The sequence below is a fragment of the Hubeiibacter jixunmingi genome (genome assembly GCF_041928215.1).
Classification (GTDB): Bacteria; Pseudomonadota; Gammaproteobacteria; order Pseudomonadales; family Moraxellaceae; genus Acinetobacter.
The window spans coordinates 1-14,089 of record NZ_JBHFHK010000023.1; the positions used below are offsets into that span (position 1 = coordinate 1).

Here is a 14,089-nt window from a genome sequence, read left to right on the forward strand (position 1 = left end):
ATTGGCTGTCGCTAAAGCCCTTGATTGTTTCGTATCTCATCTTGTCATTATATCAAAACTTTCGCAAGAGGTCTATTGATGTATCTTATAGTAATTTTTAATCAGTTATAATTAAAGAAAGGTGCATCACTGCACCTTTTTTATTTTTCCTTACCAACAAAGAAGCCCCCAAAAAATCACGATTCAAACAAAATCAAAATCTAAAATCAGACATTCATCACAAATTCCGTTAAGTTACAATTATTTACTTTTTTAAATCATTAGATAACACTTGTATAGACCAATCCTTTTAGATTAAGATTGAAGAATGCAAAAGTTAGGCTGTGGCAACTGAGTTGTAGCCGAAGAATTTTGGTTTTTTGAAGTTTTTTTTTGATTATGAATGGAGTTCATATGATTTCTTCTAAACGTACATTGTTATCTATGCTTTGCGTAGGTGTGGTTGGTTTTGGTCTTACTGCATGTGGTGGCAATAATGCCCCAGCAGGTCAAGCGGCATCGGGTGCTGCGTCGGGTGCGGCTACTGCACCAAACGTGAAGACCTTGGACAAAATCAAACAAAATGGAACCATCGTATTGGGTCACCGTGATTCATCTATTCCGTTTTCTTATATTGCGGACAATCCACAACAACCTGTGGGTTATGCACATGACTTAGAATTAAAAGTCGTGGAAGCGGTTAAAGCAAAATTGAATATGCCTGACCTAAAAGTACGTTATAACCTTGTCACAAGCCAAAACCGTATCCCATTGATATCAAACGGTACAGTGGATATCGAATGTGGTTCGACCACCAATAACAAAGAACGCCAACAACAAGTGGACTTCTCTGTTGGCTTCTTCCAAGTAGGCTCACGTCTATTGACTGCTACAGACTCTGGCGTAAAAGACTTTGCTGATTTAAAAGGCAAAAAAGTCGTGACGACATCAGGTACAACGTCTGAGCGTTGGTTAAAACAACACGCCACTGAACTCGGTATCGGTGAAGTGATTTCGGGTAAAGACCACGCAGAATCTTTCTTGATGTTGCAAAATGGTCGTGCAGCAGCATTTATGATGGATGACATCTTGCTTGCAGGTGAAAAATCAAAAGCAACTGATCCAAACAAATGGACGATTGTTGGTACAGCACCAATCCAAGAAATCTATGGCTGTATGATGCGTAAAGGTGATACAGAGTTCAAAGCAGTGGTTGATGATGCAATTAAAGCCACTTATAAGTCTGGTGAAATCAACACCATGTATAAGAAATGGTTTGAATCTCCAATTCCACCAAAAAATGTAAACTTAAACTTCGCAATGTCTGATGCATTGAAAGCATTGATTGCCAATCCACACGATCGTGATCAATAAGACTTAAGCAAGTTATCGCAACAAAATCTGTGAGTATCATTGATATTCGCAGATTTTCTTATTCTCCCCTTGTAGTTTATATAAATATATTGATGATTAAAATCAACTATTTATATCGGTTTTTATTGGACTATAGCCATGAACTATACTTGGAATTGGGGGGTATTATCACAAGCCACAGGCGTTGATAATACTACCTACATGGATTGGATTATTACTGGCTTAGGTTGGTTAGCAGGGATTGCTGTCGTCGCTTGGACGATTGCGATGGTGCTTGGCACTGTCTTGGGGATTATGCGTACTTTGCAAAATCCTGTATTGCGTAGTATTGGCACAGCTTATGTGACGGTATTTCGTAACATTCCTTTATTGGTACAGCTATTTATTTGGTTTTTCGTTGTACCGAATTTTTTACCAGGTCCGATTCACTCATGGTGGATCAATGACTTGAGTAACAGCACATCTGCCTTTTTATCCGCAAGTATCGGTTTGGGGCTGTTTACCGCAGCGCGTATTTGTGAGCAAGTGCGTACAGGTATCGAAGCCGTGGCACAAGGTCAAAAAAATGCGGGATACGCATTGGGTTTTACCACGCCACAGCTGTATCGCTATGTGATTTTGCCGCAGTCTTTCCGTACGATTTTGCCTCCATTGAGTTCAGAATTGACCAACTGCGTAAAAAATACATCGATTGCGTCTTTGGTCGGGGTAAGTGAAATCATTTCGCAGATGAAAACCATCAGTGAATATACGCAAAATACCATTGAAATCTATACTTATGTGACGCTGATTTTTATCACCATCAATATTTGTTTGATTTTATTTATGACTTTCTTGGAAAAACGTTTTCAAATTCCAGGATTGATGGCTGGGGGTAAATAAATCATGTTCAGTGCATTTTTTGCAGATCTCCAGCAGTTCGCACCATTTTTATGGACGGGCTTTGTTACCACTTTAAAAATTGTCATTACTGCTGCCATCGGTGGGGTATTGATTGGAACGATTTTGGCATTGATGCGTTTGTCATCATCTAAAGTGCTGAATTTTGTCGCCAAAACTTATGTCAATTTATTCCGCTCTATTCCATTACTATTGGTCTTGATGTGGTTTTATTTTGCTGTACCGTTTATTTATCAAGCGGTTACAGGTAAGTTTGTTTCGGGTGATACCGCATTTATTTCCGCAGCCGTGGCGTTTACGTTATTTGAAGCTGCTTATTTTGCTGAAATCGTGCGTGCGGGGATTCAGTCGATTGGCAAAGGGCAAAGCAATGCCGCTTATGCACTGGGTATGACTTACGGTCAGACTATGCGTTTGATTATTCTACCGCAGGCATTTCGAAAAATGACGCCATTGCTTTTGCAACAGACCATCATCTTATTCCAAGACTCGACATTGGTGTATGCCATCGGTGTACTCGACTTCTTCCGTCAAAGTTATAACCGCGGTGACTTGATGTCTCTACTCGTTCCGTATATCTTATTCGCTGGTTTGGTGTATTTTACCATCAGTATTATTGCAACCTATGCCGTGCAGCATTTACAAAAAAGGCTTAAAATATGAGCAATGACAACGTTATGATCGACATCAAAGATGTCAGCAAATGGTATGGTCAATTTCAAGTATTGACCGATTGCACCACACAAATTAAACGTGGTGAAGTGGTGGTGGTGTGTGGTCCATCGGGTTCGGGTAAATCAACTTTGATCAAAACCGTCAATGCCCTTGAGCCATTCCAAAAAGGCGACATCATCGTAGATGGTACATCCATTGCCAACCCAAAAACTGACCTGAACAAGTTACGCAGTCATGTCGGTATGGTGTTCCAACACTTTGAATTATTTCCACATTTAAGCATTACCGAAAACTTAACGATTGCACAGGTTAAAGTTTTGGGACGTAGTGAAGCCGAAGCGAAGCAAAAAGGCTTGGCTTATTTGGATCGTGTAGGTTTATCCGCTCATGCTCACAAATTCCCTGCTCAGCTTTCGGGCGGTCAGCAACAACGTGTAGCGATTGCCCGTGCTTTGAGTATGGATCCGATTGCAATGTTGTTTGATGAACCGACATCAGCACTCGATCCAGAAATGATCAATGAAGTATTAGACGTGATGGTAGAGCTTGCCAAAGAAGGAATGACCATGATGTGTGTCACGCACGAAATGGGCTTTGCTCGCCAAGTCGCTCACCGTATTATCTTTATGGATCAGGGTAAAATCATTGAAGATTGTAGTAAAGATGAATTCTTTACCACACAACGCAGTGAACGTGCTCAACAATTCTTAAATAAAATCTTGCATTAAACTCCCCTCCTTGTGGGAGTGGTTGGGGGAGGGAGTTCCCCCTAAGTTTTATTTTTTAGAAGAAAAAATCGCATAATTTGATGATTATGCGGTTTTTTGATATTAAAATGCTCTTGATTAAGCAATAGTCGCACAGATTGTGTAAGGACTTATACTATTCCTTAAGTGCTTCACAGTTTAACGGCGTGATAGCATAATACCTAGTTTCTTTTGGTACACTTGTAATCAATATTTCATCATTCATTTTACATCTGTATCCATATGGAATACTTATTTTTTTTATCCTCATTTAGAATAAATTGCCGATGACTTAATTCACCATCTCTATCTAAGTGGGTATAAATAATTTCAATTTTTTTACCATCTTGCCAAAAAATGATATTTTCCATACTATTTTCAATATCTGCATAATAGCGAAAATCAACATAGTCTACTGTCTTTAAACTTAATGTGGTCAATTTGAGCAAGGTTCTAATTTGAACTTTTTTGATATTTGGATAATAGTTATCAACTTCATTCATCATACGGGCTTCCACGTCAGTAAAGTAATGATAGCCAAAAAACAATAAAAGTGAAAATGAAAATATTAGGACTCTAATCCATGGTTGCATTATTAATCTCCATTTTCAACTTTTTGATTGAGTAATCCGAGTTCGACATAAGCAATAAAAAAAGAAGCCTATATATGTTAAAGTAAAGTCACCACAACCACTTAAACAAAGGCTTCTTACATGGAATATCTCGAAGAACTTTATTGCCATATTGAAGATTTTTGCAAACAATATCTTGCCCAATTTAAAACAAAATAAGTTACATTAAAATCAAGCAGTGGCAAAAGAATACGTAATAAACCATGCCGTGTCAGTTTATCAGAAATCATCACCTTGTTGGTAATTTTTCATCAATTACGTTATGGACAAATTAAACGTGTACTGACTTGCTCAGCTTGTTGTTGCCCGATTTCGGTTAAAGCAATATCGTGATTTGGCTTGGGTTTACCATGCCCTGCATTGGATTCGCTTTGTCCATGGCGGATAATATAGATGGATTTCATTGTTAGGCTGTGCATTGTTTGATTGGATTTGCTTGGATTGTATGCTATTTTGATGCTAAATTCATCGCTGTTTCCAGCTTTTTTGGGAAATAATCATCATGCAAGTCACTGCAAATACCGCATTATTGTTAATTGATCTACAGTGTGGTTTCGACATCCCGAATTATTGGGGCAAACAACGCAATAACCCTTATGCGGAGCAAGTTTGTTTTGAATTATTACAATTTTGGCGTAAGCAAAAATTACCGATTTTTCATGTTCAACACACTTCTAACGATCCCCAATCACCACTACACCCCAGCCATGCAGGTTTTGCCTTTAAAACCCTGACCCAACCAATGCCGAATGAAATCGTGATTCAAAAAAGCGTCAATAGTGCTTTTATCGGTACAGATTTACAACAGCAATTACAACAGCAAGCGATTACACAATTGGTGATTGTGGGTTTGACCACCGATCATTGTATATCGACCACAACACGCATGGCAGGTAATTTGGGCTATACGGTATATGTCGTAGAAAATGCCACTGCCACCTTTGACCGTCAAGGCTTACATGGCGAACACTATTCCGCACAACAAATCCACCAAATCCATTTAGCCAGTTTGCATAATGAATTTACCCAAGTCATTCACAGCGATGAGATTTTAAAATCATGATCGGCTTTGTCATAAACAAGCCTTGCGGACAGTTTAAAATTTAACAATTTTAATAACAAGCAAAGGGCGTATAAAATACGCCCTTTTACTTATAAAAATCTTAAAAAATGGTTTTTAAATCAGAAGGTTAAAATTTAATTATAACCTACTTTTTTCATCAACATAATCGCTTGGCGTTGGTTTTTACCTGCCGTAGATACGTTGATAAAGTCATGTTTAAAACGTCCCCAAGACTGTAACGCTTTATTTGGTGAGATACGTGGGTTCGCTGGATATTCGAAGTTAGCATCGACAAATAGATTTTGTGCTTCTGCACCGCTTAACCACTCAATGAATTTTTGTGCTTCTGCAACATTTTTACTGTTTTTCACCACGCCTGCACCTGATACATTGACATGCGTACCACGGGCATTTTGATCAGCAAAGAACGGTTTTACATTTAAGTTAGGCTTGCTATCCATCAAACGACCATAGTAATACGTATTGGCAATACCTACATCACATTGACCTGCTGCAATCGCTTCTAACAATTTGGTATCATCGCTAAATGGTGCTGTCGCCAAGTTATCTACCCAACCTTTAACTACTTTTTCAGTATTTGCAGCACCATTATTGGCAATCATGGTCGCCACAAGTGATTGGTTGTAAACATTATTTGATGTACGCAAGCACAGTTTCCCTTTCCATTTTGCATCAGCTAAGCTTGCATAAGTCGAAAGGTGGCTTGGATGTACTTTGCTTGGGTTATAAAAAATGGTTCTAGCACGGACAGACAAACCGTACCATTGGTTATTTGGGTCACGCAAATGCGATGGGATATTATTTCTTAAGGTTTGTGAGCTAATCGGACGGAACAGACCTTCTTGAGCAGCCTGCCACAAGTTACCACCATCGACAGTAATCAATACATCCGCAGGGGTATTCGTGCCTTCTGCTTTGAGGCGTTCCATCAAGGGACCAGCTTTGTCACTGACCAAAGTGACTTTGGTGCCTGTTTGTTGTTGGTATCTTTCTACAATAGGTTTGAGTAGATTATCCGCACGTGCAGAATAAACCACCAAATCTTGTGCTAATACAGGTGTTGCAGCCAAAGTAATCATGGATGCGGCAAGAATTTTTTTCAACATGAGTCAGTTCCTTGTTGAGCTTTACAGAAAAATATTATGGGAGAGAGTATGAAAATGGTCATGCAAGATAGACTTGAGATATAAATATGTTAAAACAATTTAAAAAATTAAACAATAGTTATTCTCATTATCATTTATATTTAGACTGATTTTTATATTCAGCTGTGCTATGCTATAGCTTATCATTCTTTGCCAAGTTGGTGATTGTATAAGTTATTTTATACAAAATTAAATTCAAGCAATGAGCTGTGATTCGGACATGCCTTATATTACACAATTTTTTCATCATTTTTTTGCTCGATTTTGGGTACTTTGTTGTGCCATCCTTGTGCTGATTCCACTATCGGTGATTGCATCATCGTTTGGTGATTTTGATGCAGAAATTTGGCAGTTTTTGCTTGAGCATGAATTGGCTTTACTGATCAAGAACACTGCCGTTTTGAGTGCATTGGTGGCTGTGGGTGTATTATTTCTCGGTAGCAGTAGTGCTTGGCTGACCGCAACCTATCAATTTCCTGCACAGCGTTTTTTCTTTTGGGCGATGATGCTACCTTTGGCGATGCCTGTCTATGTATTGGCTTTTGTACAATTAGGTGTATTTGAATATAGCAGTTGGTTCAATCAATTACTGATGCAATACGGCTTTGAGGCCATCACCGAAGTCAAAAATGTCTATGTCTTAGCGATTGCCATGTCATTGACGCTCTACCCTTATGTCTATCTCTTGGCACGCAATGCCTTTAGTGGTATGGGCAATCGTGCTTTGGAAGTCGGTGCATCTTTGGGTCTGTCGCCCGTACAATCTTTTTTTAAAATTGCCTTACCTTCCGCACGTCCATGGTTGGCAGGTGGGGTGATTTTGGCATTGATGGAAGTCTTGGCTGATTTTGGAGCAGTGTCCATTTTTGGCTATTCTACTTTTACGACCGCCATTTACGATGCATGGTTTGGTTTCTTTTCCATTGAAACCGCACAGCAATTGGCAGTGATTCTGATTAGTGTAGTATTTGTTTTTATCGCCTTAGAGCAAATCAGTCGTGGTAAACAACGCTTTCAATCTGTGGGACGTACCACACATCACCAACGCAAAATATTAACAGGCTGGAAAAAATATTTTGCGACCACGTATTGTAGCTTGATTTTGCTGTTGGCATTTATTTTACCGATTATACAGCTTTTGGCATGGGCAGTGCGTACATGGCAAGCGACTTTTAATGCGGACTTGCTGTTGCAAATTTGGCATTCATTTTTTGGTAGTTTGATTGCCGCATTCTTGGTGGCAAGCATTGCATTATTTTTAGCTTTAGCAAAACGCAGTGATCACGGACGTTTTACCCAGATTTTAAGCCGTATCGCCATTTTGGGTTATACCATTCCTGGTGCGGTGTTGGCAGTCGGTGTGTTTGTGCCTGTGGCTTGGCTTGATAATTTTTTGATTGCACAATTTAATCTAGAACGCACGGCAGTGTTTAAAGGCACTTTGCTCGTCATGTTATTGGCTTATGTAATTCGTTTTTTGGCATTGGGACATTCTAGTATTAGTGCAGGCTTGGAGCGTATCTCTCGCTCACAAATCGAGGCAGCAAAAAGTCTAGGACAAAATGACTGGCAGATTTTATGGTCAGTCTATTTGCCTTTGCTCAAAGGCTCAATCGGTGTAGCGATGATTTTGGTCTTTGTAGATGTGATGAAAGAGATGCCAATGACTCTGATGACTCGCCCTTATGACTGGGACACTTTGGCAGTACGGATTTATAATTTCACCATGGAAAGTCTTTATAACAAAGCGGCTGTGCCTGCCTTAATTATTGTGTTAGTGGGTTTAATCCCTGTAGTATTGTTTTCAAAATTGGATGAAAAATCATGATTTTACAAGTCAAAGATTTATATTTACAGTTTGCTGATAAGGCAGTACTCAACGGTATCGACTTTCATTTGCATGATGGGGAAATTGCGTGTTTGCTCGGTGCTTCAGGCTGTGGCAAGACCACGATTTTACGCAGCATTGCAGGCTTTGAACAAGCGAATTCGGGTGAGATTCTATTAAAAAATCAAGCTCTATTTGATGCCAAAAATCATCTCAATCGCCCCGCTCATCAACGTCGTATCGGCATGGTTTTCCAAGATTTTGCCTTATTTCCGCATCTTAATGTGCAAGACAATATTGCTTTTGGCATTAAGCATCTTGATAAAAAGCAACGCCAGAATCGTATCGATGAATTATTGAATTTAGTTGGTTTAAGCACGCACGCCAAACATTTTCCACATGAGCTATCAGGTGGTCAGCAACAGCGTGTAGCATTAGCACGTGCTTTAGCGCCAAAGCCTGATTTATTATTATTGGATGAACCTTTTTCTAGTTTAGATGTGCATTTGCGTGGCAAAATTGCCCAAGAAGTACGTCAGCTGTTAAAACAAGAACAAGTCACTGCCCTACTGGTCACGCACGACCAAGAAGAAGCTTTTACCATGTCAGATAAAATCGGCGTATTAGATGCGGGGCAATTACAGCAATGGGCAACGCCTTATCAGCTGTACTATCAGCCAAAAAATCAAATGGTTGCCAGTTTTATTGGGCAAAGCAGTTTTATCGAAGCGGAAATTAAAGACGGGCAAATCACCAGCACTTTACCGCACATCACTTTAAGCAATTTAGCTGAAATAAATTTACAACAAAGCCAAAAAGGTCAAATTTTATTACGTCCTGATAATGTGATATTGAGCCGTGAACCGCAAGCCTATCAAGGTAAAATCATTCATCAAGAATTTAAAGGACAACATTTCCTTTATCAAATTTTACTTGAAAATGGTGAAAAAATCTTGGCTAAAGCAGATAGCCTAGACCTCTATCCGCTTGATAGCCAAGTGCATTTTTCGGTAAAAAATGCTTATTGGTTGAATTAAATCTTAACTCAACTCAATAATTTCCACCGTTGGCGGCACGCAAAACCGTAAAGGAATGCCCACCATCCCCACGCCTGCGGTAACAAATACATTGGCATGGTCGTGATGATACAGACCTTTTTTATATCCCAATATTGATACTTTTTTCATCACATAGCTGGTAATCCATGGTAACTCAATCTGCCCACCGTGAGTATGCCCCGACAGCATCAATGGACGACTTGGCAATTTCGGTACCAACGCCACACTATCAGGATTATGTGCCACAATCAGCCACGGACGGTCTTGCGGTAACTCAGGCAAATGTTGCATATCGGTCTTTTCCGCCCACAAATCTCCCACACCCAAAATGCGTAAATCCTTGTGTTCTATAATTTTATTCTCAATATTTACAATATTATTTTGCTTTAGGGCATCAGCCAATAATGTCTGAATCGGTGGCCCTGGTACTTGTTCATCGTGATTACCGTTTACCGCATAAATCGGACAGCGAATTTGTTGTAAAATCGCCAATTCTTCTCGCAATTTATTTTCAGGCTCATAAGTCCAATCACCTGACATAATCAACATTTCTGGATCGGCTTGGTTGACTTTTTCTACCAATAATTTCAGTTGTTTTTCATGTCCAGAATATAGTCCCACATGTAAATCGGCAATCAAGGCAATTTTGATCGGCTGTGCCAAAGGCAAATCTTCATCGATACGGATTTGATGATGTTTTACAACAATAGTAAATGGCTCAATAAAACGCGCATAAATCAAGAAACTGGCAATCGCAAGCATCGATAGACCCTGTATCGTGTTTAGTTCGCCTTGCCACCATTGCACGCCAATCCACAGCACCCACACCCATAGCAAATGACTAATATGATAAATCCAAAGCAAGATAAACGCTTTTAATGGATGCACGGTTTCAGTGCGTTTCGCACTCCACCATGATTGGATGGTCGCCCAAATCGTCACCAACAAAAAACCAAATTGCAAAATTTTTATCACATCATTGCTCATATGCTGCCTAATCACCTATTTTTTGTATAAAGATTGACTTTCATCATAACAAAAAATACCATTCATTGATATTTTTCAGCTTTTTTATTTAAACTTGGTTAATATACTACAACTCAAAATAACAATATTGCATGGTTTGCAATAGTTCTCAAGGTTAAAGGGTATTTATCGTGTCGTCTTATTACAACATTAGCATGACTTGTACTAGCATGCTGTTATTGACCGCTTGCTCGACTTTGCCTGTACGTGAAGCCGTTACCCCAACTTATGCCTATCAAATCCAAACACAAGGCAGTTATTTACAATCTTTATTCCAAGCAGAAAAACAAAAACATCCTGATTTGACGGGTTTTCACGTCCTGAATGATGCCAATGATGCATTGATGACACGACTTGAATTGATTGAACGTGCCGAAAAATCCATTGATTTACAGTATTATATTTGGGATAACGATAAAGTTGGTGCCTTAGCTGTGCAAGCCTTATTGCGTGCCGCTGATCGGGGGGTAAAAGTACGCTTACTCATCGATGATAACAATGCCAAAGAGATGCAATCGGCTTATCTTGCCATGAGTCAGCATCCTAACATCCAAGTGAGATTGTTCAACCCTTATCGCTTTCGACACTTTCGTGTTTTGGATATAGTGTTAGATTTCAATCGTATCAATCGACGTATGCACAACAAGACTTTTATTGTCGATCAACAAGTGGCTTTGATCGGTGGACGCAATATGAGTAATCAATATTATAATGTCGGAGAAAATTTCCAATTTTCAGATATGGATGTAGTGTTGGTCGGGCAAGCAGTAGGCGATATTGTGCATTCCTTTGATGAGTATTGGAATCATGACTATGCTTATCCTGTTGCACAATTACAAAAAGACCCGACCCGACTGAGCTATGCCAGCTTGCGTAAACAGCTTGATCATCATTGGCAAAATAGTAATATTGCCAGCACCTTAAGTCATCCATTAGGACGTGGCAAATTCGATCAATGGTTTAATGAAGAGCTTGATCTAGAATGGGTCAAAGCCAAAGTCATCACCGACCCAGCGGATAAAATCTCGCAAAAAGCAGACGAAACGCAATATCTTTCTTCTGCGTTAAAACAAGAATTGAATACACCGACAAAGCAAATTGACTTGGTTTCTGCTTATTTTGTACCTGAAGATAAAGATTTGGAAATCATGCGTACATTGCATCAGCAAGGTATTCAAACACGTATTTTAACCAATTCTTTCAAAGCCAATGATGTATCTATCGTACATGCCTTTTATGCACCAAAGCGAGTAGAAATTTTAAAACAAGGTATTGAATTATATGAATTTTTACCAGTATTACCTTTATCATTAACACATCGTGAGCGGATGAAAATTTTTGGCGAACGCTTTAACCGTGAAGGTTTAGGCAGAAGTAGCTTACATGCCAAATTTTTGGCATTAGATAATCAACAAGTTTTTATTGGTTCATATAATTTTGACCCTCGTTCGACTTATCTCAATAGTGAAATCGGTGTGGTATTAAATAGTCCCAAGCTTGCCAACGCCATTCATAACAGCATGCAAAAAGACATTATGCATTATGCCTATAAATTAGAATTGGATGAAAATCAGCGGATGATTTGGAAACAACAAACAGAACATGGTATCGAAATCCATCATACAGAACCAAAAATGAAATGGTGGCAAAAAGTAGGATTAAAATTTTTGGGTAAATTGCCACTAGAAAAGCAGATGTAATTGAACTTTAGGTCTGAACTAATACACGAAAAATAATCAGACTCCTGCTTCAACAACGCCACCTGCTGTTTCAGCTCCTACGACAACTGCTGTAGCCAAAGATGTTTTGACTGATGCGACTGCATTGCAAAAAGCTGAAGATGCATTAAAATCACTGCCACAATTTGCTGGTAAAGAATTAAATGTTTTCCAAAACGTTTATTTCTATAGCAATCGTATCGTTATCAATGTTCAAGATCCAAATAAACCTGAAAACATTGATAATTATGAGTAAAAATGGTCAGAAGGTAAATGGAGCGACCCTGCACCAGTACAATTATCTGTGGGCGGAGATTTGAAACCGAACCTCACACCGTTAAAAGACATTCGCTTTGCTGATGTTGCTGAGAAATTTATCTTAAAGTTTGGATGATTTAAACTCTTAACAATTGCTCTTTTTATCTATGCAAAAAAAAGCACAGTCCGAAGACCATGCTTTGATTTCAATCTAAATTTTACCAAATTTAAACTTTTAAATAATCCAAGATACCTTCAGCGGCTTGGCGACCTTCCCAAATGGCAGTCACCACAAGGTCAGAACCACGCACCATATCACCACCTGCAAAGATTTTTTCATTACTGGTTTGGAAACGATATTGTTGCTGTTCTTTGGCAAGTACACGACCCGATTTATCCATCTCAATGCCTTGAGTGCTAAACCAATCGGCAGGGCTTGGACGGAAACCAAATGCCAATAATACCGCATCAGCAGGCAAGATTTCTTCCGACCCTGCGACAGGCTCAGGATTACGACGACCATTCGCATCAGGCTCACCAAGTTGCGTGGTGATGACTTTTACCCCAGTGACTTTGCCATTTTCACCCATGATTTCAATCGGTTGGCGATTGAATAAAAACTCAACACCTTCTTCACGGGCATTTTGCACTTCACGGCGTGACCCTGGCATATTGGCTTCATCACGACGATAGGCACACGTCACCTGCTCTGCACCTTGGCGAATCGCAGTACGGTTACAGTCCATGGCAGTATCACCACCACCCAGTACGATGACTTTTTTGCCGTTCAAATCGATATATTCGCTTGGATCTTTTTCCCAGTTCTGGCAACGATTGACATTGGCAATCAAATAATCCAAAGCATCATACACGCCATTCAGGTCTTCACCAGCAAAGCCACCCTGCATATAAGTATAAGTCCCCATACCCATAAATACTGCGTCATATTCTGCCAATAAATCAGCGATTTGCACATCAGTGCCGATTTCGGTATTCAAACGAAATTCTACACCCATACCTTCAAAGATTTCACGGCGACGACGCATCACGTCTTTTTCCATCTTAAATTCTGGAATACCAAAAGTCAGCAAACCACCGATTTCAGGGCGTTTATCAAATACTACCGCTTTGACACCATTACGCACCAAGATATCCGCACAGCCTAAGCCCGCAGGACCAGCACCAATCACAGCGACTTTTTTCTCTGTCCATTTTACTTTGGACATATCAGGACGCCAGCCTAATGCAAAGGCAGTATCATTGATATATTTTTCCGCATTACCAATGGTCACTGCACCAAAGCCATCATTTAGGGTACACGCCCCTTCACATAGGCGATCTTGTGGACACACACGTCCACAGACTTCAGGCAAGGTATTGGTTTGATGGCACAATTCCGCTGCTTCAAAAATACGCCCCTCATTGAGCAATTTTAGCCAGTTTGGAATGTAGTTATGCACAGGGCATTTCCATTCACAATACGGATTACCGCACGCCAAGCAACGATGACTTTGCTCTTGTGCCACTTCTTCATTAAACGAACGATAGATTTCTACAAATTCCGTTTTACGGGTATCGATTTCTTTTTTCTCAGGGTCTTGACGTTCGACTTCTAAAAATTGAAAGTCATTGTTTAAGCGTTCTAACATCTGCATACTCCAATTTT

14 protein-coding genes are annotated in these 14,089 nt (G+C 39.6%); 9 read left to right on the forward strand and 5 right to left on the reverse strand.

Annotated elements, in window-relative coordinates; genetic code table 11:
* The first annotated feature begins 396 nt into the window (after positions 1-396).
* The 4 genes from ACEYX7_RS05235 (at position 397) to ACEYX7_RS05250 (ending at position 3,656) form a co-directional block, all read left to right on the forward strand.
* A complete protein-coding gene (locus ACEYX7_RS05235; protein WP_374803235.1) occupies positions 397-1,353 on the forward strand; it encodes a transporter substrate-binding domain-containing protein in 957 nt (318 codons plus the stop codon).
* 138 nt (positions 1,354-1,491) lie between these two features.
* Positions 1,492-2,235 (forward strand): amino acid ABC transporter permease, encoded by a 744-nt coding sequence (locus ACEYX7_RS05240; RefSeq protein WP_374803187.1) that lies wholly within the window; start codon positions 1,492-1,494, stop codon positions 2,233-2,235.
* A gap of 3 nt (positions 2,236-2,238) precedes the next feature.
* The gene (locus tag ACEYX7_RS05245) at positions 2,239-2,916 is read left to right on the forward strand and encodes an ABC transporter permease subunit (protein ID WP_374803189.1); all 678 of its coding nucleotides are present in this window, start codon (positions 2,239-2,241) and stop codon (positions 2,914-2,916) included.
* Positions 2,917-2,930: 14 nt separating this feature from the next.
* Positions 2,931-3,656: an amino acid ABC transporter ATP-binding protein gene (locus tag ACEYX7_RS05250; protein ID WP_374803237.1), complete on the forward strand. Its 726-nt coding sequence runs from the start codon at positions 2,931-2,933 to the stop codon at positions 3,654-3,656.
* Between the two features lie 245 nt (positions 3,657-3,901).
* Here the strand turns inward: ACEYX7_RS05250 and ACEYX7_RS05255 are convergent, their stop codons facing one another.
* Entirely contained in the window at positions 3,902-4,180 is a 279-nt protein-coding gene (locus ACEYX7_RS05255; RefSeq protein WP_374803191.1) for a hypothetical protein, read from the reverse strand.
* A gap of 386 nt (positions 4,181-4,566) precedes the next feature.
* On the reverse strand, positions 4,567-4,710 hold the full coding sequence (locus ACEYX7_RS05260) for a phosphoglycerate mutase family protein (RefSeq protein ID WP_374803193.1): 144 nt from the start codon (positions 4,708-4,710) through the stop codon (positions 4,567-4,569).
* Between the two features lie 98 nt (positions 4,711-4,808).
* Here ACEYX7_RS05260 and ACEYX7_RS05265 point away from each other — a divergent pair, with 98 nt between their 5' ends.
* Positions 4,809-5,369, forward strand: coding sequence for a cysteine hydrolase family protein (locus ACEYX7_RS05265; protein ID WP_374803195.1), 561 nt, complete (start codon positions 4,809-4,811; stop codon positions 5,367-5,369).
* Between the two features lie 134 nt (positions 5,370-5,503).
* Here ACEYX7_RS05265 and ACEYX7_RS05270 read toward each other — a convergent pair whose 3' ends face one another.
* Positions 5,504-6,469 (reverse strand): extracellular solute-binding protein, encoded by a 966-nt coding sequence (locus ACEYX7_RS05270; protein ID WP_374803239.1) that lies wholly within the window; start codon positions 6,467-6,469, stop codon positions 5,504-5,506.
* Between the two features lie 286 nt (positions 6,470-6,755).
* Here ACEYX7_RS05270 and ACEYX7_RS05275 point away from each other — a divergent pair, with 286 nt between their 5' ends.
* Both ACEYX7_RS05275 and ACEYX7_RS05280 read left to right on the forward strand, forming a co-directional pair.
* A complete protein-coding gene (locus ACEYX7_RS05275) occupies positions 6,756-8,363 on the forward strand; it encodes an ABC transporter permease (RefSeq protein WP_374803197.1) in 1,608 nt (535 codons plus the stop codon).
* Positions 8,360-9,400 carry an ABC transporter ATP-binding protein gene (locus tag ACEYX7_RS05280; protein ID WP_374803199.1) on the forward strand — a complete coding sequence of 347 codons (1,041 nt, stop codon included), beginning with the start codon at positions 8,360-8,362 and terminating at the stop codon, positions 9,398-9,400. The genes ACEYX7_RS05275 and ACEYX7_RS05280 overlap by 4 nt, the downstream gene beginning before the upstream one ends.
* Positions 9,401-9,403: 3 nt before the next feature.
* Here the strand turns inward: ACEYX7_RS05280 and ACEYX7_RS05285 are convergent, their stop codons facing one another.
* Positions 9,404-10,408: a metallophosphoesterase gene (locus ACEYX7_RS05285; protein WP_374803201.1), complete on the reverse strand. Its 1,005-nt coding sequence runs from the start codon at positions 10,406-10,408 to the stop codon at positions 9,404-9,406.
* Positions 10,409-10,602: 194 nt separating this feature from the next.
* Here ACEYX7_RS05285 and ACEYX7_RS05290 point away from each other — a divergent pair, with 194 nt between their 5' ends.
* Both ACEYX7_RS05290 and ACEYX7_RS05295 read left to right on the forward strand, forming a co-directional pair.
* Positions 10,603-12,147 carry a phospholipase D family protein gene (locus ACEYX7_RS05290; RefSeq protein ID WP_374806786.1) on the forward strand — a complete coding sequence of 515 codons (1,545 nt, stop codon included), beginning with the start codon at positions 10,603-10,605 and terminating at the stop codon, positions 12,145-12,147.
* A gap of 106 nt (positions 12,148-12,253) precedes the next feature.
* A complete protein-coding gene (locus ACEYX7_RS05295; RefSeq protein WP_374803203.1) occupies positions 12,254-12,421 on the forward strand; it encodes a hypothetical protein in 168 nt (55 codons plus the stop codon).
* A gap of 229 nt (positions 12,422-12,650) precedes the next feature.
* Here the strand turns inward: ACEYX7_RS05295 and ACEYX7_RS05300 are convergent, their stop codons facing one another.
* Complete coding sequence (locus ACEYX7_RS05300; protein WP_374803205.1) at positions 12,651-14,072, reverse strand: FAD-dependent oxidoreductase; 1,422 nt, start codon at positions 14,070-14,072, stop codon at positions 12,651-12,653.
* Positions 14,073-14,089: the final 17 nt, after the last annotated feature.

What these genes read in the sequence shown, in the direction of transcription:
- ACEYX7_RS05240 (WP_374803187.1), top strand. Translation starts at nt 1,492, where the DNA reads ATGAACTATACTTGGAATTGGGGGGTATTATCACAAGCCACAGGCGTT.
- ACEYX7_RS05245 (WP_374803189.1), top strand. Translation starts at nt 2,239, where the DNA reads ATGTTCAGTGCATTTTTTGCAGATCTCCAGCAGTTCGCACCATTTTTA.
- ACEYX7_RS05250 (WP_374803237.1), top strand. Translation starts at nt 2,931, where the DNA reads ATGATCGACATCAAAGATGTCAGCAAATGGTATGGTCAATTTCAAGTA.
- ACEYX7_RS05255 (WP_374803191.1), bottom strand. Translation starts at nt 4,180, where the DNA reads ATGATGAATGAAGTTGATAACTATTATCCAAATATCAAAAAAGTTCAA.
- ACEYX7_RS05260 (WP_374803193.1), bottom strand. Translation starts at nt 4,710, where the DNA reads ATGAAATCCATCTATATTATCCGCCATGGACAAAGCGAATCCAATGCA.
- ACEYX7_RS05265 (WP_374803195.1), top strand. Translation starts at nt 4,809, where the DNA reads ATGCAAGTCACTGCAAATACCGCATTATTGTTAATTGATCTACAGTGT.
- ACEYX7_RS05270 (WP_374803239.1), bottom strand. Translation starts at nt 6,469, where the DNA reads ATGATTACTTTGGCTGCAACACCTGTATTAGCACAAGATTTGGTGGTT.
- ACEYX7_RS05275 (WP_374803197.1), top strand. Translation starts at nt 6,756, where the DNA reads ATGCCTTATATTACACAATTTTTTCATCATTTTTTTGCTCGATTTTGG.
- ACEYX7_RS05280 (WP_374803199.1), top strand. Translation starts at nt 8,360, where the DNA reads ATGATTTTACAAGTCAAAGATTTATATTTACAGTTTGCTGATAAGGCA.
- ACEYX7_RS05285 (WP_374803201.1), bottom strand. Translation starts at nt 10,408, where the DNA reads ATGAGCAATGATGTGATAAAAATTTTGCAATTTGGTTTTTTGTTGGTG.
- ACEYX7_RS05290 (WP_374806786.1), top strand. Translation starts at nt 10,603, where the DNA reads ATGACTTGTACTAGCATGCTGTTATTGACCGCTTGCTCGACTTTGCCT.
- ACEYX7_RS05300 (WP_374803205.1), bottom strand. Translation starts at nt 14,072, where the DNA reads ATGTTAGAACGCTTAAACAATGACTTTCAATTTTTAGAAGTCGAACGT.